Here is a 24,598-nt window from a genome sequence, read left to right on the forward strand (position 1 = left end):
AGGGGCGCATTGCAGCCTCCTCAATTCGGGAGGTTCGTCCGGGGCACAAGGCCTAGGCCAGCGCCTCGAACCTGAACGCGTCCCCGTCCCGCTTGATGTGCCCGGCCGAAAAATGCCCGCCGATCACCAGCGTCGGGGTATCGGCAAACCGGCCGAACAATTCGCGCCGCGTCGCGGCAGATTGGCTTTGGTCGGAATCCGCAGTTGACGACCAGCCGAGATGCGCCATCTGGCAGGGATGATGGGCGACATCGCCCGTCAGCAGTCCCTGCTCGCCGTCCGACTGGATCAGAATGCTCATATGCCCGGGGCTGTGGCCGGGGGTCGGGATCATGCTGATCTCGTCGCTGAGCCGGTGGTCGCTCTGGATCAACTCGGCCCGTTCGGCATCGACGATCGGCTTCACGGAATCGGCAAACACGGCCCACTTGTCCGTCTCGGTGGAATGGTCGCGCCAATGCTCATACTCGGTCTTGCCGAAGACATAGCGCGCGTTGGGGAAGGTCGGCACCCATTTGCCGTCGACCCATTTCGTGTTCCAGCCGACATGATCGACATGAAGATGCGTGCACAGCACGGTATCGATGCTGTCGGGCGGAAAGCCCGCCGCAATCATCGTCTCCAGGAACGGCGTGGCGCGATTGTTCCAGGTCGGGACGTTGCGGCCCTGCTTGTCGTTGCCAAGGCCGGTGTCGACCACGATGCGGCGCGTCGGCGTCTCCACCACCAGCGAATGGATCGACATTTTCAGCCGGCCCTCTTCCGTGGCGAAATGGGGGATCAGCCAAGGCAGCTTCTGGATTTCTGCATTGCTCGCCAAGGGCAGAATGAAGCGGGTCGAGCCGACCGTCTCCAATTCCACGACCTCAGTGATTTTGACCCTGCCGACCTTCCACTGCATCCGGCGCATCCTCATGTTCTTGCTTTGGCGGGGAACATGCGCAGTTTCGCCGTCAGGCGCAATGGATCATCTGACGCGGTGCGGCGTTATCGCGGGAACCCAAGGGAAAGCAAAAGGCCCAGCCATGCCAGAGCTCGCAATCTCCGCGGAGAAGGTCGCCTTCATCATCGAAAAGGCGCGTGAATTCGACGTCAAGCAGGCGGATTCCGATCCGGATTCCGGCTCGAATGCGACGGATGACGATGCGGTCGACGTCCTCGAGGATGACGGCTCCGATCCGGTGGTCAACGAACTCGGAAGCTTCATTGTGGCCATGAATGAGGACGAGCAGATCGATCTCGTCGCGCTGACCTGGCTCGGCCGCGGCGACGGCACGCTCGACGATTGGGACGATCTGCGTGCACGCGCGGTGGAGGCGCGTGCGGAGTATCGCAGTCCCCGGCGCGAAACGGCGCATTATCTGCTGGGTGAGCCGATGCTGGGCGATCTGCTCGCCGACGGGCTCGAAGAATTCGGCGTCGACTGGACCGACGGAAACCCAGTCGCCGATTCATCCAGTCCGAGCCAGCGGGACGAAGACGAGCCCACCAAGCAACAGCGGTGATCCCGGCCGATATCAGCGCGCGCAGTCAACGACCACGGTGCCGAGCTTGTCGCCTTTCTCGACGGCGACATGGGCTTGCGCCGTCTCCGACAGCGCAAACTGCGTCGCGACATTGTGGATTCGTGGCCCCGCTGCCAGCCATTTCGAGATGTCGGCCTGCGCCGCCGCAAGCAGCGCTGGCGGTAGCGCGAACAGGACGAGCGAGCGGAGCGTGATGCACTTCTCCATCAACTCGCGCATCGGCACGGTCGGCGTTCGGTTGCCGTTGGTGGCGTAGACCGCGATTGTCGAATTCATTGCCATCAATTTCAGGGTCGTCGCGATGTTGCCGCCGAAATCGACATCGACCAATTGGTCGACCCCGCGTCCGTCGGTGAAGGCCATCGCCTTGGCAACGACATCTTCGTCCCTGTAATTGACCACGAGATCGGCACCAGCCTGTCGCGCCTGCTCGCCTTTCATCGCCGAGCTGACGGTCGCGATCACCTGCGCGCCGCCCCATTTTGCGAGTTGCACGGCGTAATGCCCGACTGCACCCGCGCCGCCGGTGACCAGCACGGTCTTGCCAACGATCGGTCCGTCCGCAAATAGCGAGCACCACGCGGTCATGGCGGGAATGCCCAGCGTCGCGCCTTCCGCAAAAGAGAGGTTGTCCGGCAGCGGCGTCACCAGATGCTCGGCAAGCGCGATATGTTCGGCCGCGGTGCCAAAGGCGCGGCCGTTACGCTGGCCGTTGAACAGCCAGACCCTGTCGCCGATCTTGAACCGTGTCGCGCCATCGCCGGTCTGGTCGATAAAGCCCGCGCCATCGCTGTTCGGAATGACGCGCGAAAATTCCTTGGCGCGATAGCTGCCCCCGCGCCGGCCGACATCGGCCGGATTGACGCCGGAGGCTTCCAGGCGAATGCGAACTTCGCCTGGACCTGCGACCGGCGTCGCCATCTCACCATAGGTGAGGACGTCCGTCGCCGGTCCTGTCTCCTCGTACCAGACCGCCCTCACAGGGTTCCCGGGAAGGCTCCGCCATCGAGCAGAAGGTTCTGCCCGGTGATGAAGCCGGCCTTGGCGCCGCACAGGAAGGCGCAGGCGTAGCCGAACTCGTCGGGATCGCCGAAGCGGCCCGCGGGATTGAGCTTGGCGCGCTCGGCTAGAACCTGGTCCGGCGTGATGCCGCGCTTCTCGGATTCCCCCTTCGCGGTGCTGCGGAGGCGGTCGGTCTCGAACGGGCCCGGCAGCAGGCCGTTGATGGTGACGTTGTTGATCACGGTCTTGCGCGACAGGCCGGCGATGAAGCCAGTGAGGCCGGCGCGCGCGCCGTTGGAGAGACCGAGAATGTCGATCGGCGCCTTCACCGCGGCCGAGGTGATGTTGACGATGCGGCCGAATTTGCGCGCCATCATGCCGTCCACGGTCGACTTGATCAGCTCGATCGGGGTCAGCATGTTGGCGTCGATCGCCTTGATCCAGTCGTCGCGGGTCCAGTTGCGGAAATCGCCGGGCGGAGGTCCGCCGGCATTGTTGATCAGGATATCCGGCTCGGGGCAGGCCTTCAGCACGGCCTCGCGGCCCGCCGGCGTCGTGATGTCGCCGACGATCTCGGTGACGGTCACATCAGGATAGGCCTTGCGAATGTCGTCGGCCGTCTTCTTCAGGGCCTCGGCGCCGCGCGCGGTCAGCGTGACGTGAACGCCGGCCTCGGCCAGCGAGATGGCGCAGGCGCGTCCGAGGCCTTTGCTGGATGCGCAGACGATGGCGCGGCGACCTTTGATCCCAAGATCCACTGTTTCACTCCCGTAATGTCATGCAGGTTTTTACAGCCGCTATTCTAGCCAACCTTGGCGCCGCTGATAAGGGATTGGCTCGCATCAAAATGCATGCACGCTTGCGCGGCGATGCAAATGCGCCGGATCAGATGCGCCGCTCCTGCTTGAGGCGGTCGATCGCGGAGGCCGCCTCCGGCGGCAGCGACTTGAAGCCCATCTGGCCCACCATCGAGAACAGCGGCCGCAGGTGCGAGCCGGCGAGAAACGGCGGCTGGCGGTTGGCTGGCACGATCTGGTCGAACACTAGCACCAAGGTGGTGGCGACGAGGCCGACCCTGATGGCGCCGAGCGCGGCGCCTCCGAGCCGGTCGCCAATGCCGGCCTGCCGTATCGTGTCGCTCAGCGCCAGCCGGCCGAGATATCCAAACAGCATGCCGACCACCACGAAGATGCCGAAGAACCAGATCCAGTTCTGCAGCAGCGGCGCGTTCGGATTGCCCGCGATTTGCGGGACGATCAGCGGCATCAGCGCGACGGCGATGGGAGCGGCAAGGAGATAGGCGAGGATCGTCATGGCGCTGCCGAGCAGGCCGGTCCTGAAACCGAAGCCGATCGCGATGGCGAACGCCGCATAGACGGCGAGATCGAAACTGTTCATGCGCGGGAGCCTGCCATGGAACGAGTGAACGCAGAACCGATCATTCCGGTTTCAGATCGTTAAAATCGTCTGTATTGATGGCTGCAAAGCCCAATAAAGCGTCAAGGAAAGCGTCATGTCAGACCTATTCGACGTCAGTCAGGAAACCATCCTCGTCACAGGTGCGAGCCAGGGGCTGGGGCGGCAATTTGCCCGGGTGTTGGCGGCACATGGTGCGGCCGTCGCGCTCGCGGCGCGGCAGACCGACAAGCTGAAGAGCCTGGAAGACGAGATCCGCGGCAAAGGCGGCCGTGCCGCCGCCGTCGCACTCGACGTCACCGACACGGCATCGATCGCCCGGGCCGTCGATGAAGCGGAAGCCGCGCTCGGCCCCGTCACGGTGCTGATCAACAATGCCGGCATCGCCATCGAAAAGCTCGCGACCGAGCAGACCGAGGCCGATTGGGACGCGGTGATCGGCGCCAATCTCAAGGGCGCCTATTTCCTCGCGACCGAGATCGCGCGCCGCATGATCGCGCGCAAGCAGGCAGGCAACATCGTCAACATCGCGTCCGTGCTCGGCACCGGCGTGCTGAAGGCGTTGTCGCCCTACGCGATCTCCAAGGCCGGCATCATCCAGGCAACCAAGGCGATGGCGCTGGAGCTTGCGGGGCAGAACATCCGCGTCAACGCGCTGGCACCCGGCTATATCGACACCGAAATGAACCACGCGTTCTGGTCGACGCCGCCGGGCGAGCGCCTGACCAAGCGCATTCCCCAGCGCCGCATCGGCGCCGAGTCCGATCTCGACGGCGCGATTTTGCTGCTGGCCTCGAAGGCCTCGCGGTACATGACCGGGAGCGTGGTGACGGTGGACGGCGGGTTCTTGCTGAATTGAGCTCTTTCTTCACCTCGCCCCGCTTGCGGGGAGAGGTCGCATCGCATCGAAGATGCGATGCGGGTGAGGGGGAGTCTCTGCATATTCGACTGCTTCCGTCCTCGCGGAGGCTCCCCCTCACCCCAACCCTCTCCCCGCAAGCGGGGAGAGGGAGAAGAGCTACCGCATCTCCGCCCTGATCATATCCGCCGCCTTCTCCCCGATCATGATGGTCGGCGCATTGGTATTGCCGCCAATCAGTGTCGGCATGATCGAGGCGTCGACGACGCGCAGGCCCTCGACGCCGTGCACCTTCAGCGCCGGATCGACCACGGCCATCGCGTCGGTGCCCATCTTGCAGGTGCCGACGGGGTGATAGACGGTGTCGACACGCGCGCGCAGGATGGCGCGGATGTCGTCGTCCGTTCTCACATCGGACGTGAACATGTCCTTCTTCTGCAACGCGCGCATCGCGGGCGTCTCCATCAGCCGTCGCGTGGTCTTGAAGCCCGCGACCATCGTCTCGAGATCCTCCGCTTCGCCCAGAAAATTCGGATCGATCATCGGCGCCGCCAGCGGATCGGCGCTTTTCAGCCAGACGCTGCCACGGCTCTTCGGCCTCAACAGGCAGACATGGCATGAGAAGCCCGCCTCCTTGTGCTTCTTGCGGCCGTGATCGTCGAGCATCGCGATGATGAAGTGCAGCTGGATGTCGGGCACGTCGAGGTCGGCTCGGGTCTTCAGGAAGCCGCCACACTCGGCGAAATTGGTGGTCATCAGTCCGCGCCGGTCCCGGCGGTATCGCTGGATGGCGCGGAGCAGGGATGGCAGCCGACCGAGCGACGAGTGGACGAAGTGCGGGTAGTCGGAGGCGTAGACGAACACGAAATCCGGATGATCCTGCAGATTGCGTCCCACGCCCGGCAGGTGATGCACGACGCCGATCCCGTGCGCGGCAAGCGCCTCGCCGTCGCCGATGCCCGACAGCATCAGCAATTGCGGTGACTGGAACGCGCCGGAGGCGAGGATCACCTCGCGGCGGGCGCGCAGCTGCTTTGTCTGCTTGCCCTGGACATATTCGATGCCGACCGCGCGCCCATCTTCGAACAGGATGCGCGTGGCATGCGCTCCCGTCTCGACACGCAGATTGGCGCGCTTATCCATGTGGGGATGCAGATAGGCGCGCGCCGCGCTCCAGCGCTCGCCATTGTGCTGCGTCACCTGGTAGCTGCCGAGCCCTTCGTGGTCGTCTCCATTGAAGTCCTCGCGGATGCGGAACTGCGCCTCGCGGGCGGCCTGATGGAAGATGTCGTGGATCGGATTGTCCGCGCGCAGTCTGTTGACATGCAGCGGGCCGCCCTTGCCATGATACGCGCCGTCGAAATCGGCGTTGTTCTCCGAGCGCTTGAAATAGGGCAGCACGTCCGCATACGACCAGCCGGCATTGCCGAGCGAGGCCCAGTGGTCGTAGTCCCATTTGTTGCCGCGGATGTAGACCATGGCATTGATCGCCGAGGATCCGCCGAGCCCCTTGCCGCGCGGTTGATAGCCGATACGGCCGTTCAATCCCTTCTGCGGCACGGTATCGAAGCCCCAATTCGCCGCCTTGTAGGGCAAAGCCAGTCCGAACGGCGTGGTGATCCGCCAATTGTCGTTCCGTCCGCCGGCATCGAGCAGCGCCACGGATGTCCCCGCATCCTCCGACAGCCGCCCCGCCACCGCGCAGCCGCCGGAGCCCGCGCCCACGACGACGAAATCGAATGTGTCCGTCACTGATGTTTCCCCCCTTGCATTCTTCTTCTCGTCATTGCGAGCGCAGCGAAGCAATCCAGACTTTTGCCGCGGAGGGATTCTGGATTGCTTCGCTGCGCTCGCAATGACGGGTGTTGAAACCTACGACATGAACCGCATCATCTTCTCCAGCCGCGCGATCTTGCCGCCGTAGGGCGGATACAGGTCGGCGAGGCGGTTGAACTTCGAGCGATAGAACACCGGCTTCAGCTTGCTGAAGGTGCGAAAGCCCCATTCGCCGTGATAGGCGCCGGTGCCGGATGCGCCGACGCCGCCCATCGGCTGGTTGATTTGCGCGAAGTGGAACAGGCAGTCGTTGACGGTGACGCCGCCGGAGATGGTGCGCGCCAGCACCTCGTCGCGCGCAACGCGGTCCTTGCCGAACCAGTACAGCGCCAGCGGCCGATCGCGGGCGTTGACGAAGGCGATGGCGTCGGCCGCTTCGCGATAGCCGAGCACGGGGAGCACGGGGCCAAAAATCTCCTCCTGCATGACCGCCATGTCTGCGGTCGCGCCCACGATCAGCGTCGGCGGGAATTTGCGGTGCGCCTTCCAGTTCGGATCGTCCGGCTTCGCCGGCTGCAGGATCTTGGCGCCGCGACGTGCCGCATCCGCGACGAGATTTTCCAGCCGGGCATAATGCCGGTCGGAGATCACGGAGGTGTAGTCCTCGTTGGCGGGATCGGTGCCGAACATGCGCCGCATCTGCGCGCGCACTTTTTCGGCGAAGGCCTGCAACGCGCGCTCGGGCACCAGCACATAGTCCGGCGCGATGCAGGTCTGCCCGGCATTGAGCAGCTTGCCGTAGGCGATGCGTTCGGCGGCCTCTTCGAGGTCGGCCGAGGCGTCGATGATAACAGGCGACTTGCCGCCGAGCTCGAGCGTGACCGGCGTCAGATTGCGCCCCGCGGCCTCCGCCACCAGCCGCCCGACCCGGGTCGAGCCGGTGAACACCAGATGATCGAACGGCAGGTGTGCGAAGGCCTTCGCGACCTCGTCCTCGACCCCGGTGACGAGCAACTCCGCAGCATCGAACCGCGCGGCGACCGCCTCCTTCAGCAGCGCTGAGAAATGGGCGACGTGTTCGCTCGGCTTGATGATGACACGGTTGCCGGCGGCGAGCGCGCCGATCGCGGGCGCGAGCGTCAGCTGCAGCGGATAATTCCAGGGCGCGATGATGCCGACGACGCCGAGCGGCTGCGACATCAGCCGATTGCGCGCGGGCAAAAATTGCAGCGCCGTCGAAACGCGCTGCGGCGCCATCCAGCTCTTGAGGTGCTTGGTCGCATGACGGATCTCGGAGAACACCATCATGGTCTCGGCGATATTGGTCTCGACCGCGCAGCGGTGGCCGAAATCCGCCGAGATCGCCTGCCGGAAGCGCTCCTCGTTGTCGGCGACGACAGTGCGCAGCCGCGCCAGCCGGTCGAGCCGCTCGGCAAGGCCAGGCGCCGGCTCGGCCCGCGACCGCGCGACCATGGCATGGCAGGCGTCTTCGAGAGCCCGAAGCGGGGCGCTCGTCGGGGGGCGATCGGAGGGGCCGTCCAAGGCGTGGTCCATGGCGTTCTCCCCTTCGAAGTGGCGTTTCCGCCTGGTTTTGTGGCCGCAAGCTGGCCCCTTGTGGAACTTCTGGCAAGGGCGGGCCAAACAGGCCGCAAATTCGTCCACCGCGCTGTCATAAAGTCGAAAAAAACGTCCCCGCAGCCCTTTCCAAAGCCACCCCGGGTTGGTACATACCGCCCGCACCCAACGGGCTTTGCCCGGGGTTGCCTTCCAAGGAAGCCTTCGGGACGGACGAAGCAAGCCACGCGAACAGCGCCGGCCCTTCATTCATCGTCCCCGGCACTTTCACGAAGGCAAAGCAACGGTTAACGCGGGGTGGAGCAGCCCGGTAGCTCGTCAGGCTCATAACCTGAAGGTCATAGGTTCAAATCCTATCCCCGCAACCAAGTTCGGACCTTACCGGTCCCGATCCGAAAATGGCCCGCTTGAAGCGGGCCATTTTTGTTTTGGGGGAGCCGTGCGTGAGTGTCACGGGCTCCGGCGAATCCCTTGCGGCTGCCTCAGGTGGTTGAGCGTTGCGCCGACAGCGCCGAACTCGGACGTGGCAGCCATTGCGATTTCGACAACCGCTATTGAGTGCACTGTCCCCGTAGTCGCCGGCAGGCGAGCGTCGTTTCGCCGGCACTGCCGAGGAAATCATGCCGCGCCTTGCTCGACGTCGCGCCGAGCATTTGCTGGTGGGGAGGCGTGGTCTCGTGATTCAGCGTCCTTCGAAAGCACGCACAAAAAAAGCACGGGCCGCAAAGTGCCAGCCCGCGCCAGATCGGATGGCGTTGCCGCCAGAGTGCGTCTTACTTTTCGGAGAGCTCCTGCCGGGCCTCGGCTGAGGCATCCGCCTGTCGCGGCTTGGCTGCATGGGGGCAGACCATGGTCAGATTGAGCAACGTCGGCGCGTGGTCCTCGCCATTGCCGTACTCCCAGATCAGACGAATCTCGTGTTGGTCGGAATTGGCGTCGTCCTTCTGGTGTTGCCGGATGTCGGCCTTCATCGGGATCGGCGGCTCCGAGTTGAAGCACTTGCGGATGGACGCATCCAGCAATGCGCATTTCGTCGGCGGGACCACGACGCGCTCGTCGTTTGACAGCGGCGTTGTGTTGGGCTGGGCGGTGAGCTGAAGGCGGGCATGGCCGAGTGCCTTGAACCACACCTTGCCGCTGCCGTTCGGCCATGTCTCCAGCGGCGACAGGATCGGCTGATACTGGCCGTATTCCATCGTCTCGATGTCGATCTGCTTGGAGGCCTTAAGCCTGGCAACGCTCCGCTTCATGTTCTCGAGCGGATAGTAGTTGCCGTTCATCAGGTCTTTGTACTTTTGATCGTCGTAGATTGCGCCCATTGATCGCTCTCGATTTTTCGCCGCGTACTGGCACAGATACTGGCAAGTATTCCACGGCAGCGAGCTCAACGACGAGCCACGCTTGTGCCCCCAAGCTTACCTGCGAACGCTATCATTCGCGAAGATGTGGCGTCAACGAAAGCAATCTGAGAGCGTCTCACTGTGCATGTCTTGCGCTCTTATTTGTCGGCCGCACCGGCCAAGGTCAGCGGGCCTTTCGCATCGGCATTGCGAGGCCCCCAGCGTGTAAACGCAACTGCGGCGGAGGAAAGGAGGCCCAGCAACATCATTGAAGCAGCCGTGAGCGAGAAAAAGCTCTCGGTCGTTGCCGTCTGCGAGACCAGATACCAGCCGCCAAGCACGATGAAGAGCAGCCGTGCGGTCTGCGCGAGCACTGGACCGAGCACATTCCCGGCACCCTGCGACGAGAAATACATCGCCGAGGCAAGCCCGATGAAGGCATAGAACGGAGCGACGGTGCGGAGAAATTGCCGGCTGGCGGTGCCCGCCTCGGCGTCGTCCGTGAAGAGACTAACCCACGGTCCGGGGAAGAGAGCAACCGCGCACGCTAGCGTCCCGATAACAACCAGTGCCACGAGGCCGGTCGTCCAGGCGATCCGGCGGGCACGCGCGATGCGTCCCGCGCCGATTGCAACGCCAATCATCGGCACCGAGCCGATGCCAACAGAGAAGGCGATGGTCGCCAGCACGTATTCCAGGCGCGCGCCGATGCCATAAGCCGCGAGGACCGCGGTGCCGAACACGGCAAGCATGTGAGTCAAGACGAGGTTCGTCAGCGTATTTTGCAGTGGGGAGAAGCAGCCGACCACGCCGACCTTGAGGATGTCGGCAAACAACGGCCACCGCATACGAAACCCATTCAGCCGGGGAATGATGCGACCCCGGCCGGAGAACAGGTACCAGCTCATAATCGCAATATTGATCGAATACGCGATCAACGACCCTGTCGCGACCCCCGGCATCCCGAATTGGGGTACGGGTCCGAGACCAAGACCTAGCGTTCCGCCAAGGATGATCTGCAAGATCGCAGAGTTGACGATCATCAGCGACGGCAATTTCATGTTGCCGGTGCCGCGCAGGACGCCGGCTAGAATATTGACCAGCCAGGTGAGCACGGCTCCGCCGAAGTACACTTGGCTGTAGGCGACTGCCAGCGCCAGCACATCCCCCTTGCCGCCGAGCAACTCCAGCAGTTGCCGGCCACCGATGAGCATGCCAAGCGTGAAAACCAGGCCGAAGAAGACGGCGATCAGCAGTGCGTGCGTGGCCAGGCTCTCCGCCCGGTCGCGGTCACCCGCGCCGAGCGCGCGGGAAATGGCCGACGCCACACCGCCGCCCATCGCCGCGCCCGACATGCTCATGGTCAGCATCACGCAGGGAAACACCAGCGCCATTGCTGCCAGCGCTTCGATCCCGAGTTTCCCAATATAGGAGGTTTCCGCGATCGCAACCAAGGTGCCGGCCGAAAACGCGAGCGCGTTCGGCCAGGCGAGCGAGAGCAGCGTCCGCAGGATCGGTCCGTCGAGCAGCGTATTCGCGACTGGGCGAGGGGGCGGCGACAACGGACCTTCCTTGTTGTCGAACTGTCGGGTCCGACCAGAGGTCAGGACTTGGGTGGCTTGTGCGGACAGACCATCGTCAAATTGAGCAGTTTGGGCGTCTTGCTGTCGGCCTCGTACTCCCACTCCAGCCGGATCTCGTGCCGATCGGCGTTACGATCCGTCGACGCATGCGTGATGATGTTGGTCTTCATCGGAATCGGAGGCTCCGAGTTGAAGCACTTCCGGACACAGGCATCGAGCAAGGCACATCGCGTCAGCGGAATCACGTCCGGCTCGTCCTTCGACAGCGGCGTGGTATTCGGTTGGAAGGTGAGGTCGACGCGCGCACGGCCCTTCTCCTTGTGCCAGTGCTTCGCGCTGCCCTGCGGCCACTTGCTCTTCGGCGTCAAAATCAGGTGATACTGGCCGTATTCCAATGTCGGGAGATGGATATTTTCCGAGGCTTTGAGCTTCTTTACGCTCTTCTTCATGTTCTCCAATGGATAGTAATTACCATTCATCAAGTCCTTAAATGGCTTACCCGTGTAAACTCTCATGCCCATGTATTTTGTCCCTCAATCAATGCTTGGCTTCCCTGGGAAATATGCAGCTCTGCGAAGCTTGACGGTTAGAACACGAGCCTGTGCCCGTTACTCGTAGCATCTTCTTCGCGCGGCTTTTGGCAAGCTACCACCCAGGACTGTGAATCGTCCAGATCAGCAACCGTTTCTGGGGGCGCTTTGTCTGGGATGCATCGCATGCCCCGTTGCTAAGCGGGTTTTCATAGGCGATCCTGTCGCCATCGTTCGCAGTGGCCTACCGACCGTCCCGCTGCAAGGTCTTGAGAGCACGGAATGCTTTGCACGGCATGTCAGTCGACGATCGAAGCAAGCGACAGCCGCTGCCCCAATTGCGGTGCAGGCGTGCGCCGCTCCGATCCCGACAGTGAACGACGGTTTGTCACAATTCTCCGGGCCGATGTCGTCGATTCCACCGGGCTTGTTGCAGAGCTCGATCCGGAGGAGGCGGTCTCGCGCCTGGAGCCAGCTTTGGCCGCTATGAGGGGGGCGGTTCGGCAGTTCGGCGGTATCGTCAGCAAGGAATTGGGCGACGGCCTTGCCGCCGTGTTCGGTGCCCCCATTGCGGACGACAATCATGCGCCCTTGGCCTGCCACGCTGCGATAGAATTGGTTCGGCGCGTCGCGAGCCTTGGTGATCCCGGGCTTCAGGTCCGGGTTGGTCTCCACTCCGGCCATGTCGTTGCCTACATGGTCGCCAGCGAGTTCTCCAAGGTCTACGAGATCGGCGGCGCGGCCCAGCATTTGGCCGCTCGGCTGGAGGCGACGGCTGAGGCGAACCAGATCTGCGTCTCCGAGGCTTGCCAGAAGCTCGCCGACGGGCATGTCCGCTTTGAATCCCTGGGAGGAAAATCACTGCGCGGCTTCAGCCAACCCGTGCCGGTCTATCGGATCGTGGGCGCGAGCGACCTGTCAAGCTGGCGGGTGCGAAGGGCTCGCAGCGTCTCCCGTTTCGTCGATCGCACGACCGAGCGCGCGCTGCTGGAGCGCAGCGCGGGAAGCGCCGCGACAAGCCGGCAGACAGTGCTGCTGCTGGGTGATGCTGGTATCGGCAAGTCGCGGCTGGCGCACGAGTTTGCCCAGCAGCTCAAGGCCGATGGCTGGCGGTTGATCGATGCTGAGTGCAGCCCGAATCTCCAGGGTGCCCCCTTCAGCACCCTCAAGCGGATTTTGCTGTCGGCCATGGACGCGGCAAGGGAGCCGGACAGCCCGGGAGATATTCGACAGGGGCTGCCATCGATTCAGCAAAGTGCGCTCGATGCAGTGCTCGATCTCCCTATATCGAATTCGCATTGGGATGAACTGGAGCCTCATGCACGGGGACGAGCCATCTCCGATGCAAGCTGTGCCATCGCCGGAAGCCTGGCAAATCGCGGGCGAACGGTGCTCCTGCTGGAGGATCTGCACTGGATCGACCGGGCGAGCGACGGCGTCGTGGCTGCCATCGCGTCGTTGCAGGCGGCCGGCCTTCTCGTGCTTTTCACCTCCCGGCCAAATGGCATGCCGGTCTGGATTGCGCGCTGTCAGGCCGAGATCGTCGCAATGCGGCCCCTCGACGACGATTCGGGGCTCGCCATGCTGGCAGACATGCTCGGCTCCTCCGAAACCAACGCGGATTTGAAGAGCCGGATCATTTCTCATACCGCCAACGTTCCTCTGTTCATTGAGGAGGTCTGCCGCGGATTGAAGGACAGCGGCACGCTACGTGGCCAATGGGGCGACCTCGCACTCGTGCGTCCGATCGACGAACTCGGCATTCCCACAAGTATCCAAGGCGTGATTGCAGCACGCCTCGATCGGGTGTCGAAGCAGGAACGGTCCGTTTTGCAGATCGCCGCCAGTCTGGGGCCGAGATCGAGCGAAGTCATGCTGCGGAAGATCGCGGCCCTGCCCGAGGATGTTTTGCAGGGATGCCTCGTCGCACTCGATCGCGCCGAGCTACTGGTCAGGATCGACAGCGAATTGGAAGATGCGCTGGAATTCCGGCATGAAATGGTCCGGCAGGTGACCTACGACTCCATGGTCGAAAGGGCGCGCGAAGACATTCATGCGCGCATTCTTTCGGCCTTGGAAGACGGCGAGATTGGAGCCGACGATCCCGACAAGCTCTGCTATCATGCCACGCGAGCGAAGGATTGGACCAAGTCGTTCAGCTACGGCAGAGCCTCGGCGCGAAAATGTCTTGCGCGGTCGGCGTTTGTCGATGCGGCTGACTATTTCGAGATCGCGATGAAATCGCTGGATCAGACCCCGATCTCTCCTTCGAGAGAAGCGAACGCCGTGGATGTTCGCATCGAGGCGCGTGCGGCGTTTATCGCCTCCGGTCAGATCGCCGACTGGTTGAATCTTGGCAAGGAGGCTGAGCGCCGCGCCGACGCGATCAACGACCTTGGACGGAAGGTAGCAGCCATGACCGTAATGGCTGCCGCACAGAACTTCTACGGCACCCCGCTCGAAGCAGTTACGATTGGTGAGGAAGTCGTGCGCCTCGCGGAGGGGGCGGGCAATCCGGGTTGGCTCAATGCGGCGCAATACGGTCTGGGCCAAGTGTACTTCCTTGCCGCACGCTATCGTGAAGCTGACGGATTGTTCGCGCGAGCCTGTGCCCAACTGGCGGGGCCGGAGCCGAGTGCTCCTTTCGGCACGACACCGAAGCCTGCCCTGTTACTCTGCTGCATGATGAACAGCATCACACACACCGTGATGGGTGAGTTCGACGCCGCCGAACAGCTCCAGCAGCAGGCCGCCGCAATCGCGGAGGAAACGGGTCGCCCCTACGACCGCGTCGCGGCTGCCTATAGCGGCGGCTGGCTGATGCTCGGCCGCGGCGAGCCGGCGGCGGCTGCGGCCATTCTCGAGGACGGTTTTGTCCTGGCGCAGAAGCACGGCATCCGGCTGTTCGTGCCGGTGCTCGCCTGCCATCTCGGCATGGCTTATCTGGAGCAGGGGCTGTTCGACCGGGCGCGCAGCATGCTGACGGAAGCGCGTGAGGAGGCCAAGGCGGTCGGCTATACCTCGGCGGTGCTGCGCAGCTCGATCTATCTGGCGCTCGCCACCCACCGTCTCGGCGACGTCCAGGCCGCGCAGAACATGCTGCGCGAGGCGCGCAACACCGCGCGGCAACAGGGGTTCTCCGGGCTGGAGGCGGAGGCCCTGTTCGGCGAGGCCGTGGTGACGCCGCCGTCGGATGCGGAGGCCAAGGCGGCCATCCTTGGCGCCCTGCGCGCGACCATCGCGATCGCCGCCGAGAGCGGTGCGCTGCCGCTGCGGCACAAGGCCGAGGCGATGCTCAACGAGATGCAGGCGGCGGGTGACGAGCTCAGCTGACGGCAGCGGCAGCCGGGCCGCCGTCACGGCCGAAATCTGCCCGACGTGTCAAATAAATTCAGCAGGCGCCGCAACGGGTTAGCTACTGTGCATGGGGTTGTTTCGCCCTTTTATTTTGAAGGGCCACCATGGTGCAGCGCGGAGGAGGGCCCGCTGGTGCGGTCCGCTCCGATGACTAGGCCCTTGCACGCGCAGCAAGGTCGGCTACCGTCGGCCCTGGCCACACGGTCAGGCGACTTTTGATTTCAATTTTTTAGCATCCGATTTTTCGGCGCCGCGAGGGCGCGACGCCCACCGAACGAGGCGGGGCCATGATCACACGGGACCAGTCAGCGCTGCTCGCGCCGGTCGAGCGCGACCTGCGGCTCGATCTCTTCCGCGGCATCGGTCTGTGGATGATCTTCCTCGACCACATCCCGCACGACGTCGTGGCCTGGCTGACCTTGCGCAATTACGGCTTCAGCGACGCCGCCGAATTCTTCGTCTTCATCTCCGGTTATCTGGTCGGCTGGATCTACGGGCCGATCGTCGCGGGCGGCTGGTTTGTCGCCGCACTGAAGCGGCTGTGGCGGCGCGCGGTCGAGATGTATGTCGCCCACATCATGCTGTTCCTGCTGTTCACGGCGCAGATCGCCCGCACCGCACGCCGCTTCGACAATCCCATGTACGAGCACGAGTTCAACGTTCACAATTTCCTCGAGCATCCGGACGTTCTGATCGGGCAGGCGCTCTCACTGCGCTACAAGCCGGTCAATCTCGACGTGCTGCCGCTTTACATCACGCTGGTGTTCGCCTCGCCTTTCATCGTGTGGTGTCTGGTGCGCCGGCCGAACCTGACGCTCGCCGGCTCCGTGGTGCTCTACGTGCTGGCGCGCTGGTTCGACTGGAACGTCGCCTCCTATCCGCCCGGCACGCACTGGTACTTCAACCCGTTCTGCTGGCAGCTGATGTTCGTGTTCGCGGCCTGGTGCGGCATCGGCCAGATCGACAAGATCGCAAGCTGGGTGTGGTCCAAGGCGGCGATGGCGCTGGCCGCGGCCTGGCTCGCCTTCGCGCTGCTGATCGTGATGACCTGGCACGTCCCCGTGCTCGAAGCCATGATCCCGAAATGGATGATCAAGGCGATCTACCCGATCGACAAGACCGACCTCGACATGCTGCGCTTCACGCATTTCCTGGCGCTGGCGATCTGGGTCACTCACCTCATCTCGCGCAAATGGCGGACCCTGCACGGGGCCTGGCTGCGTCCCGTGATCCTCTGCGGCCAGCATTCGCTGCCGATCTTCTGCCTCGGCGTCTTCCTGTCGTTCTCGGCGCACTGGATCCTGACGCAATACACCAAGGGCGTCTGGGAGCAGCTCGCGGTCTCCGTCGTAGGCATCGCTATCATGATCGCAGCCGCCTGGCTGCTCGACCGGACCGAGCGGGTGCCGAACCTGTTCGTGAAGGTGACGGAGATCGAGGAGGCCGACACCGTCCTGGAACGCGCGCCTGCGGACAGGTCTGCCGTGGCGCCCGCGGGTCATTGAGGTTCGCCGGCCTGCATTTTCGTGGAGAGATCCAACGGAGAAGTTTATGTCCAGACTTGTGTTGACGATCGCCGGCACCCTCCTGCTCCTGATCTCGGGTGCATCGGCGCAAGCACCCTCGCCGGAGGCGATGAGCGCGGCGCGCAAGCTGGTGGTCACCTTGAAGATCGCGGATCAGTATCGCGCGCTGTTGCCGCAGCTCCTGCTCAAGTTGAGGCCCGTGGTCGCGCAGGACAGGCCGGAGATCGAGCGCGACTATGACGCGGTGACGGCACCCGGCTCCGAGATCTACACCCCGGCCCTCACCTCGATGGTCGACCAGGTCGCCGCCCTCTATGCCCAGAGCTTCAGCATCGACGAGTTGCGCCAGATCGAGGCCTTCTATGGCCAGCCGGCCGGGAAGAAGTTCCTGGAGAAGTCGGACGCGCTGGCCCAGGCAAGCGCGCAGATCGGCCAGGACGTCGGCCAGAAGACGGCCGACGAGTTGAAGCAGCGCCTGATCGAAGCGCTGCGCCAGAAGGGGCACAAGCTCTGAGCTCAATTCTTGCGTAACGGCGCCGCGCTCGCTGGCTGATTTGACGCGGCCGATTGCCCCGACTACGCTTTTGAAGAACAAGAAGCGCGTGAATGCAATGGCCTGACCTGTGCTCAGAGCGGCCCTCACGCAATGAAAAAATTCAGGGGAACGGAAATGACCGGCGACATCGCAGCGACGATCACGAAGGCCCGCGAGCATTCCATCGGCGACCTCCTACGCCGCGCGGCGGGCCGCGATCCGGGCAAGCTCGCGGTGAGCTGCGGCGATGTGAGCTGGACCTTTGCCGAGATGGACGCGATCTGCAATCGGCTCGGCCGCGGCCTGCTCGGCCTCGGCGTGAAAAAGGGTGACCGCGTAGCCGTGCTCTCGCGCAATTCGCACGCCTTTGCGGCGCTCCGGTTCGCGTTGGCCCGGATCGGCGCGGTACTGGTGCCGATCAACTTCATGCTCAATCCGGACGAGATCAATTTCATCCTGAAGAGCTCTGGCGCAAAGCTGCTCGCGGCCGGCCCCGATTTCGTCGAGCCCGCGCGCGCGGCCAGCGCCAGGGATTGTGCGGTCGAGAAGATGATCTGGCTGCCGGGCGAGGATCCCGCCACCGCGCCCGCGGGCCTCACCACCTTCGACGATCTCCTCAGCCCCGATGGCTTGTACCTCGAGGCGTCGGTCGACAGTCGCGATCTCGCGCAGATCGTCTACACCAGCGGCACGGAGTCGCTGCCCAAGGGCGCGATGCTGACCCACGAAGCGGTGATGTGGCAGTATGTCAGCTGCATCATCGACGGCGGCATGAGCGTGGACGACAAATTCCTGCACGCGCTTCCGCTCTATCATTGCGCGCAGCTCGACGTGTTCCTGGGGCCGCAAATCTATCTCGGCGCCTCCGGTGTGATCACGGGCAAGCCTGCGGCCGACAACATTCTGTCATTGATCCAGACGCACAGGATCACGTCGTTCTTTGCGCCGCCGACAATCTGGATCGCGATGCTGCGCTCGCCCAATTTCGACAAGACGGATTTGTCGACCTTGCAGAAGGGTTATTACGGCGCCTCGATCATGCCGGTGGAGGTGCTGCTCGAGCTCCAGCGCCGCCTGCCCAGCGTGAAGTTCTGGAATTTCTACGGCCAGACCGAGATCGCGCCGCTCGCGACCGTGCTGGGTCCTGCGGACCAGTTGCGCAAGGCCGGCTCGGCGGGCAAGCCCGTGCTCAATGTCGAGACCCGCGTGGTCAACAGCTCGATGGAGGATGTGAAGGTCGGCGAAGTCGGCGAGATCGTGCACCGCTCGCCGCATCTGCTCTCGGGCTATTACAACGATCCGGTCAAGACGGCGGCGGCGTTCTCCGGCGGCTGGTTTCACTCCGGCGATCTCGCCACCGTCGATGACGAGGGCCACATCACCGTGGTCGATCGCGTCAAGGACATGATCAAGACGGGCGGCGAAAACGTCGCGAGCCGCGAGGTCGAGGAGATGGTCTACCGCATCCCCGCCGTCTCGGAGGTTGCGGTGGTAGGCCTGCCCGATCCGCGCTGGATCGAGGCGGTGACTGCGATCGTCGTGGTCAAGAGCGGCGAGAAGCTCGACGAGGAGGCCGTCATCAAGCATTGCGCCGGCCAGATGGCGCATTTCAAAGTGCCCAAGCGTGTCATCTTCGTCGATGCCCTGCCCAAGAATCCGAGCGGCAAGCTGCTCAAGCGCGAGCTGCGCCAGCGCTTCGTCGGCGGCGAAACCCTCGACAAGGCGATCCAGAAGAATTTTGGGACCTGAAGCTCGCGCCTCAATACTTCTTCACGTGAGCGCCGAACGCGAACCACAGCGCCATGGACGCGAGGCCAAAACCGCCGAGCAGCAGGAACGTCGGGCCGTAGCCGATCCATTGCGCGATCCAGCCGCCCAGCGCGGGACTGAGGCTCGCGCCGATGCCCTGCACGGTGATCACGGCACCCTGACCGAGATTGATGCGGCCGGTGCCATTGAGCGAGCGTGCGACCATGCCGGGAACAGCAACCGTCTGGAGCCCGGTGCCGATGCCATCGAGCACCTGCATCGGCACGACGCCCCACCATCCCGTGACGAAGAAGGCGAGCACGCCGCGGATGGGCAGGAACATGAAAGAGACGAGGATGATGGGCCAGTAGTTGCGCTTGCTGGCCGCCTTCATTGCGATCAGCGATGTGATGATCATGACGCCTTGCGCGATCACCACGGTGGTCGCGACGAAGCTCGGGCCGTTGGCCTGGCCTTCGGCGACCGCCGCCAGGCCGTAGAGCGGTACGATGGCGGCATTGCCGAGATGGAATAGCGCGAGCGCCGTTGCCAGCACCAGCAGCGCGCGGTGCTTGAGCAGCATCGTGAACGCGTCCGGCGCGCTGTCCGGATCGTCCTCCTTGCTGCCGCGCGCGGCGCGATCGTCGATCGCCTTGGCCGGGATCATCATCACGCAGGCGATCGCGATGGCGCCGAACACAGCCGCCAGCACGAAGACCGAGACATAGCCGAACTTGTAACCGAGATAGCCCGACAGCGCGGCGCCGACCATGTTGCCGGCATGGTTGAACGCCTGGTTGCGGCCGTTGAGCGCGTTGAAGCCCTTCTGCTTGGCGATGCCGAGCGTGATGCCGGTGACCGCCGGAACGATCGCGGCGCTCGCCAGCGATTGTGCGACTTGCGAGAACGTCACCGCCCAGAAATTCTGTGAGATCAGGATGATCGCGGACGCGAGCACCACGCAAATACCGGGAATGACGACCCACATGCGCTTGTTGCGGCTCGCGTCGATGAAGCCGCCGATCGGCGTCGTGATCAGCATGCCCGCGACATTGCCGATCGTCATCGCGGTGCCGATCAATCCGCTGGCCCAGCCGCGCTCCTGGAGGAAGACGCCGACGAAAGGGCCGATGCCCGACTGCATGTCGGCCATGAAAAAGTTGAGAGCGAACAGGGGCCAGATACGAGACGAGGAGGGGGACCGCGATGTCATCGATACCAAAAATTGGTCTTAGCCGGGATACTGCGGGTGGGACATGATCCTTTCAGCCAATCGTTCTGGCGCGGACGAGAGTTTAACGGGCGCTGATCGGGTTGGTTCCAGGCTTCGCCCGGGCGGCGGGCCTTGCGATCACGGCCAGCAATTCCTTATTGACGTTGGATCGTCTCTGTCGGGAGTACGGCATGCCTCTCTGGACCTGCGAAACCTGCGGCGCGCAATTTCCGGATGGCGAAAATCCGCCCGCGGCCTGTCAAATTTGCGAGGACGAGCGGCAATACGTCGGCTGGAAGGGGCAGACTTTCCTCACGCGCGAGGCGCTCTCGGAGCGTCACCGCATGGTCTGGCACGACGATCTCGGCCTGACCGGCCTCGCGCTCGAGCCAAGCTTTGCCATCGGCCAGCGCGCGCTGCTGGTGCCGCTCGCGGACGGCTGGCTGATGTGGGACTGCGTCCCGCTGGCGACACCCGAGGCGATCGCGCATGTGCGATCACTCGGCGGGCTGAAGGCGATCGCGATCTCGCATCCGCATTACTATGGCGCGCTCGCCGATTGGAGCGAGGCGTTTGGCGGGGTGCCGGTCTATTTGCACGCCGATGATCGCCAATGGGTGACGCGTCCGCATGCGTCGATCGAGCACTGGACCGGCGACAGCCATCGCATCTCCGACGATTTGCTGCTGCTGCGCACCGGCGGTCATTTCGCCGGCGCCACCATGCTGCACCATGCGAGTGGTGCGGACGGCAGGGGTGCGCTGCTCACCGGCGATATCGCGCAGGTCACGATGGATCGCCGCTTCGTCAGCTTCATGTACTCCTATCCGAACTACATGCCGCTCAATGCCGCCGCGGTGCGACGGATTGCGGCGGCCGTTGAGCCGCTGGCGTTCGATCGCATCTACGGCGCCTGGTGGGGCCGCAACATCGCCGCAGGCGCCAAGGCCGCATTCGCGGCCTCTGTCGCGCGCTATCTGGCCGCCATCGCCTGAGCCGGCTCGCGACCGGATTTATCTTGCTGATCCATAATAAATGGACTATAAGTACAGTTATTAAGCGTGGCGCGACGATGCGTCTGCGGGACCGGCATGATCGATGCATCGCTGTTTCCGCGGCGCGCTTGCCGCGTGAGCGGGAGTTCGGTCCATGACGGCGGAGCGCGACTACGAGATCTTCGAGGCCGGCGGCGTCACGCTCCGGTCCGGGGCCGTCGTCGCTTCGCTCAAGCTCGCCTACAAGACCTACGGCACGCTCAGTCCGGACAAGGACAATGTCATTCTCTATCCGACCTCGTTCAGCGCGCAGCACACCGACACCGAGTGGCTGATCGGCCCCGACGGCGTGCTCGACCCGACACGCTACTTCATCGTGATCCCGAATCTGTTCGGTAACGGGCTGTCGTCCTCGCCCTCGAATACCGCCGCGCCGTTCCCGATCCTGACCTATCACGATGCCATCGCGGTCCAGCATCGGTTGCTCACCGAGCGGTTTGGCATCTCGAAGCTTGCCCTGGTCTATGGCTGGTCGATGGGCGGCATGCAGGCCTATCACTGGGCGGCGCTGCATCCCGATATAGTCGAGCGGGCGGCCGTCGTCTGCGGCAGTGCCCGCTGCGCGCCCTATAATTATGTCTTCCTGGAAAGCGTGAAGGCCGCGCTGACCGCAGATCCCGCCTTCCGCGACGGCCACTTCGTCGAGAAGCCCGTCGCAGGCTATCGCGCCATGGGGCGCGTCTACGCGGGTTGGGCGATGTCGCACGGTTTCTATCGCGACGAGATCTGGCGCGAAGCAGGCTTCACCTCGCTGGACGACTATCTCGTTCGCACCTGGGACGCGGCGTTTGCCCGGCGCGATGCCAACGATCTGCTGGCGCAGATCGGGATCTGGCAGAACGGCGATATCAGTCGCTGCACGACCTTCGATAGCCATTTCGATCGCGCGCTCGCCGCGATCAACGCCCACATGCTGCTGATGCCCGGTGCGACCGACCGCTATTTCGACGTCCGCGACAACGAGGACGAACTCGGCCGGCTGGTCAATGCGCGCTCTGCGGTGCTGCATCCGATCCCGTCGCTGCACGGCCATCGTGCCGGCAACCCCGTCAACAATCCGCGCGATCAGGCCTTCATCAAGGCCGAGATCGCGCAGCTTCTCGGCAAGTAGGACAGGCATCCGATCATGACTGACACAACCGTTTCAGACTCCGGCCATCGGCTGAAGCCGCTGGCACCGGCGATGCTGCGCGAATTGTCGGTGCGGTCGAACCTCAGAGGTGCCGCGCAAAGCCTCAGCCATTACGGCCTGGTCGTACTGGTCGGCGCGCTGATCTGGAGGGTCTCTTCCACCTGGGGTGTCCTTTGGACGTTCCCGCTGGTGGCGGTGCAGGGCTATCTCGTCGCCTTCCTGTTCATGGCCGTGCACGAGACCGCGCACAAGACTGCGTTCAAAAGCCGCGGCCTCAACCTCGTGGTCGGCTATCTCTCAGGCTTCATCATCGGATTGCCTTACGAATATTACTGCCTGTTCCACTGGGACCATCACCGCTACACCCAGGATCCGGACAAGGACCCCGAGCTGGTCGTCGGCGTCAAACCGAAATCCGACACGCAGCTCGCGCTCGCCTATAGCGGCGTGCTTCAGGTCGCCGGACGCCTGCGGCTGATGCTCGGCCATGCCGTCACCGGCAAGGTCATCGTGCCCTGGATCCCGGAAAACAAGCGTGCGGTCATCGTGACCGAGGCGCGCGTCTATGCCGGATTCTATGTCGCGCTATTTGGGCTTTCGCTGTGGTTCTCGTCGGCGCTGCTGCTCTGGGTCTGGATCGTGCCGCTGATCATTGGGCAGTTCTTCCTGCGGCCCTATCTCTACGCCGAGCACACCGGCTGCGAGCGTACCCGCAGCGCATTCCAGAACACCCGCACCACCTACACCGGCGCGATCGTCAAATGGATCGCGTGGAACATGCCCTACCATGTCGAGCATCACGCCTATCCCTCGATCCCGTTCCACGCCCTGCCAAAGCTGAACGGAATCGTGGACGGCGAGATCGTCCATCGTGGCCGCGGCTACATCAGGACGACGCGGGAGACCTGGGCCTGGTTTCGGCGGCAGCGTCAGGGCGGCTAGTGAGAAAATTTTGACGTGCAAAGGCCCCGATCGCGGTGCGATCGGGGCTTTGCCGTGAATGCGAGATATCAGTAGATCCCGTACGCGCAGACGTTCACGACGCGGACGCGCAGGCCGTGGCGGGTCTGGACGACGCGCTCCTGATAGCAATTGTTGACGCCGCTGTTGACGTAGACGCCGCCAAAGCCCCAGCTGGGACCCCAGTGATGGTGGAAGCCGTGGGCCGACGCGGCGGTGGGGGCGAGAGCGGCAACGCCGAGCGAGCCGGCGGCGATCAGACCAAGTGCAAGCTTACGAAACATCTTCATTCTCCAGTGTGGCGCAAAGGGCCGTTGTTGTGTCCCTGCATCTCGGTCGAGCCGAAACGCGGATGCGTTCATGCAGGCAGGGGAGAATCGTGTTTCAGGAGTGTTTCGTCGGTCGCGGCGCGTCGCGCCGCCGTCCTGTTTCCCGCGCCGCGCGATAGCGCACGGCCATCGCCTCTGTCAGCTCGGCCATCTTCTCGCGCAGATCGGCCGGCTCCAGTACTTCGGCCTCGGGCCCGAGCCGCAACAATTCGGCGGAGGCATGCCATGACGTCTTGCCGGTCGGCACTCTGGCAATGCGCCAGCCGTCTGCATCCGCGGTCTCTTCGAGCTGCGTACGCGCCCTGACGTAAGGCTGGCTCAGCGCGTCGAGCAGTTTCACGCCGAAGGGCGACAGCCGAACGATCGCGACATTGGGATGCATCTCGGCCTCGAGACGCAGCGTTGCGTCCCGCCAATAGGCGGCGAGATCGAAGCCGGCGGGCCGCTCACAGCGATCGTCGAGCGCCGTGCAGTCGAGCACGCGCGCGACGCGATAGGTCCGCACGCTGCCGTCGACCAGACCTGCGAGATACCAGCTGCCACCTTTCAGCACGAGACCGAGCGGCGCGACGCGGCGCTGCTTCTCGGCGCGCCAGCTCTGGTAGCGGATCTTGATCAGTGTCCCGCGCAGAGTCGCGGCGGCGATGGTGCGCAGATGCTTGGGTTCTTCGGCCTCGCCGAACCAGCCCGGCGCGTCGAGGTGAAAGCGCTCCTGCATCCGTCCGGCGTCTTCGCGCAAATTTGCGGGCAGCGCGGCCATCAGCTTGTTCTGTGCGGCGATCATCGCCGCATCCAGCCCGAACGCCGCCGCCGGGCCCGGCAATCCCCCAAGAAACAGCGCTTCAGCCTCGCTTTGCGACAGACCGTTCAGCCGCACGCGATAGCCATCGAGCAGGCGATAGCCGCCCTCGGCGCCGCGGTCGGCATAGACGGGGACGCCGGACGCCGCGAGCGCATCGATGTCGCGGTAGATCGTGCGCACCGAGACTTCGCAGGCCTCGGCGAGCTCAGGCGCGGTGACCTGCCCCCTGGCCTGGAGGGTGGTGAGGATCGACAGCATCCGGCTCGCGCGCATGATCCTTTAAATCATACCTGACACAGGATGTCAGGTTTGATCCGCTACAACGCCATCGCC

Annotated in this window: 21 protein-coding genes and 1 tRNA gene; 10 read left to right on the forward strand and 12 right to left on the reverse strand. The window is 63.9% G+C overall.

The features are described from left to right. Positions 1 to 52 precede the first annotated feature (52 nt). Positions 53 to 901: an MBL fold metallo-hydrolase gene (locus AC0L20_RS17735; protein WP_473290190.1), complete on the reverse strand. Its 849-nt coding sequence runs from the start codon at positions 899 to 901 to the stop codon at positions 53 to 55. Between the two features lie 124 nt (positions 902 to 1,025). On the opposite strand from AC0L20_RS17735, the gene AC0L20_RS17740 reads away from it, so the two are divergent. Continuing rightward, on the forward strand, positions 1,026 to 1,505 hold the full coding sequence (locus tag AC0L20_RS17740) for a DUF3775 domain-containing protein (RefSeq protein ID WP_473290192.1): 480 nt from the start codon (positions 1,026 to 1,028) through the stop codon (positions 1,503 to 1,505). A gap of 12 nt (positions 1,506 to 1,517) precedes the next feature. Here AC0L20_RS17740 and AC0L20_RS17745 read toward each other — a convergent pair whose 3' ends face one another. From AC0L20_RS17745 to AC0L20_RS17755, 3 genes are all read right to left on the reverse strand, one after another. Beyond that, the gene (locus AC0L20_RS17745; protein ID WP_473290195.1) at positions 1,518 to 2,507 is read right to left on the reverse strand and encodes an NADPH:quinone reductase; all 990 of its coding nucleotides are present in this window, start codon (positions 2,505 to 2,507) and stop codon (positions 1,518 to 1,520) included. Continuing rightward, positions 2,504 to 3,286 carry an SDR family oxidoreductase gene (locus AC0L20_RS17750; protein ID WP_473260892.1) on the reverse strand — a complete coding sequence of 261 codons (783 nt, stop codon included), beginning with the start codon at positions 3,284 to 3,286 and terminating at the stop codon, positions 2,504 to 2,506. The genes AC0L20_RS17745 and AC0L20_RS17750 overlap by 4 nt, the downstream gene beginning before the upstream one ends. Positions 3,287 to 3,413: 127 nt before the next feature. After that, positions 3,414 to 3,926: a CvpA family protein gene (locus tag AC0L20_RS17755; protein WP_473290199.1), complete on the reverse strand. Its 513-nt coding sequence runs from the start codon at positions 3,924 to 3,926 to the stop codon at positions 3,414 to 3,416. A 115-nt stretch (positions 3,927 to 4,041) separates the two neighbouring features. Here AC0L20_RS17755 and AC0L20_RS17760 point away from each other — a divergent pair, with 115 nt between their 5' ends. Continuing rightward, a complete protein-coding gene (locus AC0L20_RS17760; RefSeq protein ID WP_473290203.1) occupies positions 4,042 to 4,803 on the forward strand; it encodes an SDR family NAD(P)-dependent oxidoreductase in 762 nt (253 codons plus the stop codon). A 159-nt stretch (positions 4,804 to 4,962) separates the two neighbouring features. On the opposite strand, the gene AC0L20_RS17765 is transcribed toward AC0L20_RS17760, so the two are convergent. Next, positions 4,963 to 6,555: a GMC family oxidoreductase gene (locus AC0L20_RS17765; RefSeq protein ID WP_473290205.1), complete on the reverse strand. Its 1,593-nt coding sequence runs from the start codon at positions 6,553 to 6,555 to the stop codon at positions 4,963 to 4,965. 120 nt (positions 6,556 to 6,675) lie between these two features. After that, entirely contained in the window at positions 6,676 to 8,133 is a 1,458-nt protein-coding gene (locus AC0L20_RS17770; protein WP_473290209.1) for a coniferyl aldehyde dehydrogenase, read from the reverse strand. Positions 8,134 to 8,445: 312 nt separating this feature from the next. Between AC0L20_RS17770 and AC0L20_RS17775 the strand changes: the two genes are divergently transcribed. Further along, positions 8,446 to 8,522: transfer RNA gene (locus AC0L20_RS17775), tRNA-Met, on the forward strand. Positions 8,523 to 8,927: 405 nt separating this feature from the next. Here AC0L20_RS17775 and AC0L20_RS17780 read toward each other — a convergent pair. The 3 genes from AC0L20_RS17780 to AC0L20_RS17790 all read right to left on the reverse strand — a co-directional run bounded on the left by AC0L20_RS17780 (position 8,928) and on the right by AC0L20_RS17790 (position 11,598). Next, positions 8,928 to 9,473 (reverse strand): hypothetical protein, encoded by a 546-nt coding sequence (locus tag AC0L20_RS17780; protein WP_456766392.1) that lies wholly within the window; start codon positions 9,471 to 9,473, stop codon positions 8,928 to 8,930. Between the two features lie 179 nt (positions 9,474 to 9,652). Further along, positions 9,653 to 11,056, reverse strand: a complete 1,404-nt coding sequence (locus tag AC0L20_RS17785) for an MATE family efflux transporter (RefSeq protein ID WP_456766391.1) — start codon at positions 11,054 to 11,056, stop codon at positions 9,653 to 9,655. 41 nt (positions 11,057 to 11,097) lie between these two features. Then, the gene (locus AC0L20_RS17790) at positions 11,098 to 11,598 is read right to left on the reverse strand and encodes a hypothetical protein (protein ID WP_456766390.1); all 501 of its coding nucleotides are present in this window, start codon (positions 11,596 to 11,598) and stop codon (positions 11,098 to 11,100) included. A 291-nt stretch (positions 11,599 to 11,889) separates the two neighbouring features. Between AC0L20_RS17790 and AC0L20_RS17795 the strand changes: the two genes are divergently transcribed. The 4 genes from AC0L20_RS17795 to AC0L20_RS17810 all read left to right on the forward strand — a co-directional run bounded on the left by AC0L20_RS17795 (position 11,890) and on the right by AC0L20_RS17810 (position 18,774). Next, positions 11,890 to 14,940 carry an ATP-binding protein gene (locus tag AC0L20_RS17795; protein ID WP_473290214.1) on the forward strand — a complete coding sequence of 1,017 codons (3,051 nt, stop codon included), beginning with the start codon at positions 11,890 to 11,892 and terminating at the stop codon, positions 14,938 to 14,940. Positions 14,941 to 15,251: 311 nt separating this feature from the next. Then, complete coding sequence (locus AC0L20_RS17800) at positions 15,252 to 16,469, forward strand: OpgC domain-containing protein (RefSeq protein WP_473290217.1); 1,218 nt, start codon at positions 15,252 to 15,254, stop codon at positions 16,467 to 16,469. A gap of 46 nt (positions 16,470 to 16,515) precedes the next feature. Further along, on the forward strand, positions 16,516 to 17,004 hold the full coding sequence (locus AC0L20_RS17805) for a DUF2059 domain-containing protein (RefSeq protein ID WP_473290220.1): 489 nt from the start codon (positions 16,516 to 16,518) through the stop codon (positions 17,002 to 17,004). 156 nt (positions 17,005 to 17,160) lie between these two features. Then, positions 17,161 to 18,774 carry an acyl-CoA synthetase gene (locus AC0L20_RS17810; RefSeq protein ID WP_473290222.1) on the forward strand — a complete coding sequence of 538 codons (1,614 nt, stop codon included), beginning with the start codon at positions 17,161 to 17,163 and terminating at the stop codon, positions 18,772 to 18,774. Positions 18,775 to 18,784: 10 nt separating this feature from the next. On the opposite strand, the gene AC0L20_RS17815 is transcribed toward AC0L20_RS17810, so the two are convergent. After that, on the reverse strand, positions 18,785 to 19,987 hold the full coding sequence (locus tag AC0L20_RS17815; RefSeq protein WP_473290226.1) for an MFS transporter: 1,203 nt from the start codon (positions 19,985 to 19,987) through the stop codon (positions 18,785 to 18,787). A gap of 191 nt (positions 19,988 to 20,178) precedes the next feature. On the opposite strand from AC0L20_RS17815, the gene AC0L20_RS17820 reads away from it, so the two are divergent. The 3 genes from AC0L20_RS17820 to AC0L20_RS17830 all read left to right on the forward strand — a co-directional run bounded on the left by AC0L20_RS17820 (position 20,179) and on the right by AC0L20_RS17830 (position 23,116). Next, complete coding sequence (locus AC0L20_RS17820; protein WP_473290228.1) at positions 20,179 to 20,982, forward strand: MBL fold metallo-hydrolase; 804 nt, start codon at positions 20,179 to 20,181, stop codon at positions 20,980 to 20,982. 154 nt (positions 20,983 to 21,136) lie between these two features. Beyond that, positions 21,137 to 22,153, forward strand: a complete 1,017-nt coding sequence (locus tag AC0L20_RS17825; protein WP_473290230.1) for an alpha/beta fold hydrolase — start codon at positions 21,137 to 21,139, stop codon at positions 22,151 to 22,153. A 15-nt stretch (positions 22,154 to 22,168) separates the two neighbouring features. After that, positions 22,169 to 23,116, forward strand: coding sequence for a fatty acid desaturase (locus AC0L20_RS17830; protein ID WP_473290232.1), 948 nt, complete (start codon positions 22,169 to 22,171; stop codon positions 23,114 to 23,116). Between the two features lie 68 nt (positions 23,117 to 23,184). Here the strand turns inward: AC0L20_RS17830 and AC0L20_RS17835 are convergent, their stop codons facing one another. Beyond that, positions 23,185 to 23,418, reverse strand: coding sequence for a hypothetical protein (locus tag AC0L20_RS17835; protein WP_007599629.1), 234 nt, complete (start codon positions 23,416 to 23,418; stop codon positions 23,185 to 23,187). A 100-nt stretch (positions 23,419 to 23,518) separates the two neighbouring features. Then, positions 23,519 to 24,538 (reverse strand): helix-turn-helix transcriptional regulator, encoded by a 1,020-nt coding sequence (locus AC0L20_RS17840; RefSeq protein ID WP_473290234.1) that lies wholly within the window; start codon positions 24,536 to 24,538, stop codon positions 23,519 to 23,521. Positions 24,539 to 24,598 lie beyond the last annotated feature (60 nt).

The sequence above is a fragment of the Bradyrhizobium sp. Kon58 genome (assembly GCF_055807455.1).

What these genes read in the sequence shown, in the direction of transcription:
- AC0L20_RS17735 (WP_473290190.1), bottom strand. Translation starts at nt 901, where the DNA reads ATGCAGTGGAAGGTCGGCAGGGTCAAAATCACTGAGGTCGTGGAATTG.
- AC0L20_RS17740 (WP_473290192.1), top strand. Translation starts at nt 1,026, where the DNA reads ATGCCAGAGCTCGCAATCTCCGCGGAGAAGGTCGCCTTCATCATCGAA.
- AC0L20_RS17755 (WP_473290199.1), bottom strand. Translation starts at nt 3,926, where the DNA reads ATGAACAGTTTCGATCTCGCCGTCTATGCGGCGTTCGCCATCGCGATC.
- AC0L20_RS17760 (WP_473290203.1), top strand. Translation starts at nt 4,042, where the DNA reads ATGTCAGACCTATTCGACGTCAGTCAGGAAACCATCCTCGTCACAGGT.
- AC0L20_RS17770 (WP_473290209.1), bottom strand. Translation starts at nt 8,133, where the DNA reads ATGGACCACGCCTTGGACGGCCCCTCCGATCGCCCCCCGACGAGCGCC.
- AC0L20_RS17780 (WP_456766392.1), bottom strand. Translation starts at nt 9,473, where the DNA reads ATGGGCGCAATCTACGACGATCAAAAGTACAAAGACCTGATGAACGGC.
- AC0L20_RS17790 (WP_456766390.1), bottom strand. Translation starts at nt 11,598, where the DNA reads ATGGGCATGAGAGTTTACACGGGTAAGCCATTTAAGGACTTGATGAAT.
- AC0L20_RS17795 (WP_473290214.1), top strand. Translation starts at nt 11,890, where the DNA reads ATGCTTTGCACGGCATGTCAGTCGACGATCGAAGCAAGCGACAGCCGC.
- AC0L20_RS17800 (WP_473290217.1), top strand. Translation starts at nt 15,252, where the DNA reads ATGATCACACGGGACCAGTCAGCGCTGCTCGCGCCGGTCGAGCGCGAC.
- AC0L20_RS17805 (WP_473290220.1), top strand. Translation starts at nt 16,516, where the DNA reads ATGTCCAGACTTGTGTTGACGATCGCCGGCACCCTCCTGCTCCTGATC.
- AC0L20_RS17810 (WP_473290222.1), top strand. Translation starts at nt 17,161, where the DNA reads ATGACCGGCGACATCGCAGCGACGATCACGAAGGCCCGCGAGCATTCC.
- AC0L20_RS17815 (WP_473290226.1), bottom strand. Translation starts at nt 19,987, where the DNA reads ATGACATCGCGGTCCCCCTCCTCGTCTCGTATCTGGCCCCTGTTCGCT.
- AC0L20_RS17820 (WP_473290228.1), top strand. Translation starts at nt 20,179, where the DNA reads ATGCCTCTCTGGACCTGCGAAACCTGCGGCGCGCAATTTCCGGATGGC.
- AC0L20_RS17825 (WP_473290230.1), top strand. Translation starts at nt 21,137, where the DNA reads ATGACGGCGGAGCGCGACTACGAGATCTTCGAGGCCGGCGGCGTCACG.
- AC0L20_RS17830 (WP_473290232.1), top strand. Translation starts at nt 22,169, where the DNA reads ATGACTGACACAACCGTTTCAGACTCCGGCCATCGGCTGAAGCCGCTG.
- AC0L20_RS17835 (WP_007599629.1), bottom strand. Translation starts at nt 23,418, where the DNA reads ATGTTTCGTAAGCTTGCACTTGGTCTGATCGCCGCCGGCTCGCTCGGC.
- AC0L20_RS17840 (WP_473290234.1), bottom strand. Translation starts at nt 24,538, where the DNA reads ATGCGCGCGAGCCGGATGCTGTCGATCCTCACCACCCTCCAGGCCAGG.